Here is a 7,165-nt window from a genome sequence, read left to right on the forward strand (position 1 = left end):
AGGGGACAGCCGCCGTCGGGCGTTACAAATGCTGTGTCAGGATGCCAGTGTTACTTGGCGTCCGCGGTGACCGACTGCTTGGGGTCCACGCTGGTGGCTTCTGCCGAGCCCTGCTGGGCTGCTCCGGCGGATGCCTCCGGCGTGCTGGCTGCCGGGGCAGGCGCAGCCGCTGCAGGCTTGGGAGCCGGCGTGGCAGCGGCCACGAAGGCGCCGCGCGGGTTATCGAGGTCGATCAGCTGGGTGGTGTCGCGGCCCATAAAGAACGCGAGGATCCAACCCATGATGACGCGGACCTTGCGCTCCATGGTGGGCATGGCCATGCCGTGGTAGCCGCGGTGGGCCAGCCAGGCGAGCGGGCCCTTGAGGCCAATGCGGCCCACGAGGTTGATGTTCGCGACACCCTTCCACTCGCCGAAACCGGCCACAGCACCCAGATTCTTGTGCTTGTAGTCCTTCAGGGGCTTGTCCCAGCGCGAAGCCCACAGGTTCTTGGCGAGGTGCTTGGCCTGGCGCAGTGCGTGCTGGGCGTTCGGGACGCAGGTGCCGTCCGGCAGGCCGCTGCCCGTGAGGTCCGGCACGGCGGCGATGTCGCCGGCAGCCCAGGCGTTGTCGATGATGCCTTCATCGCCGGCGATGCGGAGGTCCGGCAGAACGCGGACACGTCCGCGCGGTTCCAGCGGGAAGTCGGAGGAGCGGATCATCGGGTTGGCCTGCACACCGGCAGTCCAGACAAGCGTATCGGCTTCGAATTCCTGGGCGAGGGACTTGTCCGGGAGGTTGATGAGCTTCAGGGAGCCCTCAGCGCTGTCCAGGGAAGTGTTCAGCAGGACCTCGATGCCGCGGCTGCGGAGGTGCTCCACAACCCATTCGGCCTGCGGTGCCGTGACCTCCGGCATGATGCGGCCCATTGCTTCAACCAGGACAAAGCGTACTTCTTCCTGACGGATGCGGGGGTTGTTCTTGACCGCGGCGCGAGCCAGGTCTTCCATTTCGGTGATGCACTCGATGCCGGCGAAGCCGCCACCGACAACCACGAATGTCAGTGCCTTGGCGCGGGCAGCGGGGTCCGCGATGGTGGACGCGGCCTCGAGGCGCTCCAGCACCTTGTTGCGAAGGGCCACAGCCTCTTCGATGGTCTTCAGGCCGATGCCCTTGTCCGCCAGTCCCTTGATGGGGAAGGTGCGGGTGATGGCGCCTGCGGCCACCACGATGTCGAAGTAGGGGATCTCGATGTGCTCTCCGCCATCCGCAGGCGCCACGACGGCGGTGCGGTTGGCGTGGTCGATCGAGGTGACGCTGCCCTGGATGAGTTCAGTCTGCTTCAGGTGCTGGCGGTGCGAGACCACTGCGTGGCGGGCCTCGATGTTGCCGCCGGCCACTTCGGGCAGGAAGGGCTGGTAAGTCATGTAGGGCAGTGGATCCACGAGGGTGACGATGCCACCGGCATTCGCGATCTTCTTCTGCAGTTTGAGTGCTACGTACAGGCCGACGTACCCGCCGCCGACGACGAGTACCCTGGGACGGTCCTGGAGCTCTGGGGTGGTTGCCATGATTTAAGGATACAACAGTTTGTGAAAATCTTCACTAACTACGTTTTGCCACCTGAATCAACGGTTTGGAACGCGCCGGTATCAGGTTCCTCGCGCGCCGCTCCGGGGTTTCTGGCCGCCCGACGGAGCTGGAAGACGGCTGCCCCGATGATCACCACAAAGAGGATCACCGAACCGATCACGACGGCGGCGCCAACGGCACTGTCACGCTGTGAGGGCGCCTCCGCCGCGGGCACAGTGGGCTCGGGCAGCGTGGGAACGGCACTGGCCACTTCGTCGGTGGGCACCGGCGCCGGCGCACCAAGGTTGCCGCGGCGGTGGACGCGGATCCAGTCCGAGATGGAGCCGAGCGGGTTGGCGGCGGCTTCCGGGACGGAGTCCTTCAGGGCGGCCTCCGCGTTCAGCACGCCAAAGCCGTACAGCGGGTCTTTTCCGGCAGGACCGGCATCCTTGGCTGTGCTGACGATCCGGTTGATGACCTGCTTGGCGCTCATCTCCGGCCACTTGGAGCGGATGAGTGCGGCCACGCCGGCAACAATCGGGGCAGCTCCGGACGTTCCCGCCCATTCTGCGTAGCCGCCGCCGGGCAGCCCGCCCAGCAGGTTTTCTGCCGGGGCCGCCACACCAATGCTGATCCCCTGGGAGGACGAGTCGACGCTCGCTGTGCCCTTGCGGTCCAGGCCGGCGACCGTGAGGACGCCGGGGATGGTGGCTGGAGCTCCCACCTGGAGGTTGCCGCCTATCCGGTTTCCGGCGGCGGCCACGATGACCACATCTTTTTGTTCGGCATAGAGGAAGGCAGCATCCCAGCTCTGGGGCCACTGCGGCGTGGCGCTGCCCAGCGAAATGTTAATGACTTTGGCCCCGTTGTCCACGGCCCAACGGACCGCTTCCGGGATCTGGTCCTGATCGCTCTTGCCCGCGGGGTTGGCCGAACCCAGCCACGTTGAGACGGACAGGATCTCAGCTTCAGGGGCCACGCCAATCATGCCGTCCGGTCCGCTGGCAGCAGCCTGGCCGGGACTGGGCGAGGGGGTGGCGCCGGCCGGCTGGTGGCCGCGACCGGCCAGTATGGTGGCTACCAGGGTCCCGTGTTCCGGCTTGACCCCCAGGCTTTTCTGCCCGTTGGGGCTGCCGGCCCCGGACGCGTCGAAGCCTCCGGTGACGGCGCCCTTCAGGTCAGGGTGCTGGGCATCCACGCCGCTGTCGATCACCGCGATCTTGACACCGGCGCCCTTGGAAACCTCCCAGGCCTTCGTAATTCCGGATTCGCCAAGCCAGTACTGTTTGTCCCGTTCAGCGTCGGCCCTGGCCGCAGGCGCCAGGGTCAGTCCTGCGGCCAGGCTGACGCCTGCAAGGGTCATCGCCAGGAGAGCTGACGCGGCCCGGCGGAACCGTGCTGTTGCTCTGGTCATGTGGGTTCCCATGCTTGGTTGGCTGATGGCCTGGTTAGTGGATGCTCAGGGCAATTCCGTCAAGAATATCGTGTTCGCTGGCCGTGGCCGTGACGATCCGGCCCGCGGTGAGCTCATTCAGCCGCTCCAGGATGCGCCGCCACACCAGCCCGCCGGCACCCATAACGTCGACGCGGCCGGGGTGCATATACGCCAGTTCGGCACGTTCTCCCCTGGTCATGTGGAGGAGGTCGGTGGCGGCTTCGGTGATGGTGCCGATGGACAATTCCGTCCCGTGGATCGCCGCCGGCGAATACTCCGGAAGCCGCAGGGCATGGGCGGTGATGGTGGTGATCGAGCCGGCCACCCCGACGACGGCGGTGGCGCGTTCCAGCGGAACATCCAGTCCCGCCCGGGCAATGGCGGCGTCGACGTCGGCTTCCGCGGCGGCGATCTGCTCCGCCGTGGGCGGATCGTCCTGCAGGTGCCGTTCGGTGAGTCGGACGCAGCCGACATCGACGGACTTGGCGGCCGTGACACCGGCGGAGGTACCGAGGACGAACTCCGTGCTGCCGCCGCCGAGGTCCACCACCAGCACCTGCTCCCCGTCAAGGATGGGCAGCACGCTGCTGGCCCCGGCGAAGGACAGGGCAGCTTCTTCATCACCTGAGATGACCTCCGGCTCAACGCCCAGCAGTTCCCGGATCCCGTCCACAAAGACCTGGCGGTTGCGCGCGTCCCGGCTGGCCGAGGTTGCCACAAAACGGATGGACTCGGCGCCGTGCTCGCGGATCATGGCTGCGTAATCCGCCGTGGCTGCGAAGGTGCGCTCCAGCGCCTCAGGGGCCAATTCGCCGGTGGCGTCCACGCCCTGGCCCAGCCGGACAACCCGCATTTCGCGGACAACGTCGGCGAGCTTCGCTGTCCCGCTCCTGCGGTCGATGTCGGCGATGAGCAGGCGGAGCGAGTTCGTGCCGCAGTCGATGGCGGCGACGCGGGTCATGCCCCTGCCCCGTCAGCGCTTGCGGTCTTGCGGACCGGAGCGGGCCGGCCCACGATCTCCGGCAGGCCCTGGGGTCCGTGGCGGCTGAGATCCTTTGACGGGGCCTCCCCTGCGGTGTCCCAGGCGCCGTCGCAGTAGCAGCGGTCCGTTGTCCACCATTCACTGATGCCGGCAATGGCCTCATCCCCCAGCGGGTTTACGCCGGGACCCGCCGCGAGGGAATGGCCCACCAGGACGTGGAGGCATTTGACCCGGGTGGGCATGCCGCCGGCGGAGATGCCGTCAATCTCCGGGACGGCGCCGATGCCGGAACGCTCGCCGATGGCCGCGCGGGCTCCGAGATAGTCCTCGTGCGCTGCACGGTAGGCGGCCGCGAGGGGCTCATCGGCGCTCAGGCGTTCATTCATGTCGTTCATCAGCCCGGCAGCTTCCAGCCGGGAAACCGCCGAAGTGATGACGGGGTGCGTCAGATAAAACGTGGTGGGAAACGGGGTCCCGTTGCTCAGCCGCGGCGCCGTGGCGGCAACGAGGGGGTTGCCGCAGACGCAGCGCGCCGGGATTTCCACCACATCGCGCACCGGCCGTCCCAACTGCCTGCTGAGTACTTCAAGATCGTGTGCTGATGGCTGGCGGGACTTCTCCGGCGCAGTCGCCGTGTTTTCTTCCACTGGCGCGGGCCATCCTTCCTCTAGCTGTTCAGTCTGTGGCCGCACGCCTGATGGACTCCCACAGGGAATCCACCCACGGCAGATCGGCGGGGTCTTGTGCTGCTGTGGCGGTCAGGCTACTGCTTGTTCCGGCCGGCAGATCGCTGCCGAAGACCCAGTAGCCGGATTCACCCGGCATAACCATGTTAATGCGGTCGCGGGCCTGCTGTTTCACGTAGTTCGGATCCTGCCACCGTGAGATCTGCTGCCGCAGGCCGTCCTGCTCGGCCTGGCGGGCGGCAATATCGGCGCTGAGGGCGGCGAGCTCGGCCCGCTTGTCGAAGAAGATCTTCACGGTGGGGGCCAGCATGATGGTGATGGCAATCATGACCACCGCCAGTGCCAGCATGCGGCCGGAGAACGCCTTGGCGGGCACCGGCTGGCTGTCATCCGGCGTGGTGTCAGGCTTCGATGTCCTGCCCGCGGCGTTACCGTTGTGGCCGCTCCCCTGCCCTTTGCTTGCCGGGAGCCTGGTGCCCGATGCGGACGTTCCGGCGCTGGACGCCGTTCCGGTCTTGCCCATGCTCCCGCCCTTTGCGCTGCTGGCTGTACCGCCAAAATCGGCGCGGATGATGCCGGCGTCTTCCCTGGCTGGGTCCGTGGTGGCCTGATGCCTCGACGCGGCCTTGGGAACTTTGGGACGGCGGGTGGCCATGACACTCCTGAAACGTGCGGCCTGCCTCTGGCCGCAACTCTGCGCTTGATACCGGCTCAATCAATGCCGGCTAAAACAAAAACCGGTGGCTATGGTCTTTCAACCATAGCCACCGGTCAGAGGTTTACGCGGCTACTAGCCCTTGAAACGCGGGAAAGCGCTGCGGCCGGCGTAGCGTGCGGCGTCGTCGAGTTCTTCTTCGATGCGCAGGAGCTGGTTGTACTTGGCAACGCGCTCCGAGCGTGCCGGGGCACCGGTCTTGATCTGGCCGGCGTTGGTGGCCACCGAGATGTCGGCGATGGTGGTGTCCTCGGTCTCGCCGGAGCGGTGCGAGGTGATGGTGGTGTAACCGGCGCGCTGGGCCAGGCTGACGGCGTCCAGCGTTTCGGTCAGTGAACCGATCTGGTTGACCTTGACCAGCAGCGAGTTGGCGGTCTTGGTGTCGATGCCGCGCTGCAGGATGGCCGGGTTGGTGACGAAGAGGTCATCGCCGACGAGCTGGACCTTGTCACCGATGCTGTCGGTGAGGGTCTTCCAGCCGTCCCAGTCGTTCTCATCCAGGGGATCCTCGATGGAAACCAGCGGGTAGTCGGCCACGAGCTCGGCGTAGTAGGCGCTCATCTCGGTGGCGGATAGTGCCTTGCCCTCGAACTGGTAGGCGCCGTCCTTGAAGAACTCGGAGGAGGCGACGTCCAGTGCGAGGGCGATGTCCTTGCCCGGGGTGTAGCCGGCGTTCGTGATGGCTTCCTGGATCAGGTCCAGCGCAGCACGGTTGGACGGCAGGTTAGGCGCGAAGCCACCTTCGTCACCCAGGCCGGTGGACAGGCCCTTGGCCTGCAGGACGGACTTGAGGTTGTGGTAGACCTCGACGCCCCAGCGGAGGCCCTCGGAGAAGGTCTCGGCGCCGATCGGGACGATCATGAATTCCTGGATGTCCACGTCGGAGTCGGCGTGCGAGCCACCGTTGAGGATGTTCATCAGCGGAACCGGCAGGACGTGCGCGTTGGGGCCGCCCAGGTACTTGTACAGCGGCAGGTCTGCGGAGGCGGCAGCGGCGTTGGCAACGGCCAGCGAAACGCCCAGGATGGCGTTGGCGCCGAGCTTCGCCTTGTTGGGCGTGCCGTCCAGGTCGATCATGGCCTGGTCGATGCTGCGCTGGTCGGTGGCGTCGAAGCCGGTCAGTGCCGGAGCGATCTGGTCGATGACAGCGTCAACGGCCTTCTGGACACCCTTGCCGAGGTAACGTCCCTTGTCTCCGTCACGGAGCTCAACAGCCTCGTGCTCACCGGTGGAGGCACCTGAGGGTACTGCCGCGCGGCCGATCTGGCCATCGGAGAGCAGTACTTCAACTTCTACGGTCGGGTTTCCGCGGGAATCGAGGATTTCGCGGGCGTGGATGGCATCGATAAGCGCCATGGATGTGCTCCTTATGGGCGATTTTGGGGGAACGAACAGCTGGAAAAAGCGTTAAATCTGGGACGTCCTCGTCAGGACCAAGCCTAGTCGAGAGTGGTGCAGGTTACGGAACCCTATCCATCACCCGGACGTCATGATGGCGACGCGAACTGCCGCCGGATGGCGCCCCGAAGGGCACGTTCGGCGTCGAATCCCCTAGCACGTGCGGAGCCGACGACGGCGAGCAGCAGGTCGCCGAGCTCCTCCTCGGTTTCGAATGGCTCCAGTGATTCGGCGTCCGGTAATCGAGCCTGTCGAGATCCGGAGGTTTCGACAAGCTCGACCACCGGTTGTCCCGGTGATCGAGCCTGTCAGTAATGATTGATGTGGGGGTCGGGTTGGTCTGACTCAGAGCCTGTCTGACGCTTTGGCTGTCTTTATTTCGATGCGTCGGCCGGCCT

Annotated in this window: 7 protein-coding genes; all 7 read right to left on the bottom strand. The window is 66.1% G+C overall.

Features of this window, described 5'->3' with window-relative positions:
* Positions 1-50: 50 nt before the first annotated feature.
* Positions 51-1,550 (bottom strand): NAD(P)/FAD-dependent oxidoreductase, encoded by a 1,500-nt coding sequence (locus NG696_RS04205; protein WP_252566447.1) that lies wholly within the window; start codon positions 1,548-1,550, stop codon positions 51-53.
* A 38-nt stretch (positions 1,551-1,588) separates the two neighbouring features.
* Positions 1,589-2,965: a S8 family serine peptidase gene (locus NG696_RS04210; protein WP_252566450.1), complete on the bottom strand. Its 1,377-nt coding sequence runs from the start codon at positions 2,963-2,965 to the stop codon at positions 1,589-1,591.
* Between the two features lie 34 nt (positions 2,966-2,999).
* Positions 3,000-3,947: a Ppx/GppA phosphatase family protein gene (locus NG696_RS04215; protein ID WP_252566452.1), complete on the bottom strand. Its 948-nt coding sequence runs from the start codon at positions 3,945-3,947 to the stop codon at positions 3,000-3,002.
* Positions 3,944-4,615: a DUF501 domain-containing protein gene (locus NG696_RS04220; protein WP_104060972.1), complete on the bottom strand. Its 672-nt coding sequence runs from the start codon at positions 4,613-4,615 to the stop codon at positions 3,944-3,946. The genes NG696_RS04215 and NG696_RS04220 overlap by 4 nt, the downstream gene beginning before the upstream one ends.
* Before the next feature lie 28 nt (positions 4,616-4,643).
* The gene (locus NG696_RS04225) at positions 4,644-5,309 is read right to left on the bottom strand and encodes an FtsB family cell division protein (protein ID WP_252574178.1); all 666 of its coding nucleotides are present in this window, start codon (positions 5,307-5,309) and stop codon (positions 4,644-4,646) included.
* A 135-nt stretch (positions 5,310-5,444) separates the two neighbouring features.
* The gene (gene eno, locus NG696_RS04230; RefSeq protein WP_056343550.1) at positions 5,445-6,725 is read right to left on the bottom strand and encodes a phosphopyruvate hydratase; all 1,281 of its coding nucleotides are present in this window, start codon (positions 6,723-6,725) and stop codon (positions 5,445-5,447) included.
* Positions 6,726-6,856: 131 nt separating this feature from the next.
* Entirely contained in the window at positions 6,857-7,051 is a 195-nt protein-coding gene (locus NG696_RS20865) for a hypothetical protein (RefSeq protein ID WP_305884615.1), read from the bottom strand.
* Positions 7,052-7,165: the final 114 nt, after the last annotated feature.

Source organism: Pseudarthrobacter cellobiosi, assembly GCF_023913755.1.
GTDB lineage: Bacteria > Actinomycetota > Actinomycetes > Actinomycetales > Micrococcaceae > Arthrobacter > Arthrobacter cellobiosi.

Coding starts and splice junctions, on each gene's coding strand:
- NG696_RS04205 (WP_252566447.1), bottom strand. CDS start 1,550: ATGGCAACCACCCCAGAGCTCCAGGACCGTCCCAGGGTACTCGTCGTC.
- NG696_RS04210 (WP_252566450.1), bottom strand. CDS start 2,965: ATGACCAGAGCAACAGCACGGTTCCGCCGGGCCGCGTCAGCTCTCCTG.
- NG696_RS04215 (WP_252566452.1), bottom strand. CDS start 3,947: ATGACCCGCGTCGCCGCCATCGACTGCGGCACGAACTCGCTCCGCCTG.
- NG696_RS04225 (WP_252574178.1), bottom strand. CDS start 5,309: ATGGCCACCCGCCGTCCCAAAGTTCCCAAGGCCGCGTCGAGGCATCAG.
- eno (WP_056343550.1), bottom strand. CDS start 6,725: ATGGCGCTTATCGATGCCATCCACGCCCGCGAAATCCTCGATTCCCGC.